Consider the following 310-nt stretch of genomic DNA (forward strand, 5'->3'; position numbering starts at 1 on the left):
CCTACGAGGAGATCGAGCACACCGACGTCATCGTGATGTGGGGCTCCAACGCCCGTTTCGCGCACCCGATCTTCTTCCAGCACGTGCTGAAGGGCATACGGGGCGGCGCCCGCATGTACGTGGTGGACCCGCGCCGCACCTCGACCGCCGAGTGGGCGGAGAGCTGGCTCGGACCGAACGTCGGCACGGACATCCCGCTGGCACACGCGGTCGGCCGGGAGATCATCCACGCGGGCCTGGCCAACGAGGCGTTCATCGAACGCGCGACGACGGGCTACGACGACTACAAGGCCCTGGTCGAACCCTGGAC

At 68.1% G+C, this 310-nt stretch carries 1 protein-coding gene; it reads left to right on the plus strand.

Annotated elements, in window-relative coordinates; genetic code table 11:
• Window positions 1-310, plus strand: a 310-nt coding sequence (locus OO69_RS48515) for a molybdopterin-dependent oxidoreductase (RefSeq protein ID WP_033287455.1), incomplete at both ends; no start/stop codon positions are given.

The organism is Streptomyces sp. NRRL F-525, assembly GCF_000716605.1.
Classification (GTDB): Bacteria; Actinomycetota; Actinomycetes; order Streptomycetales; family Streptomycetaceae; genus Streptomyces.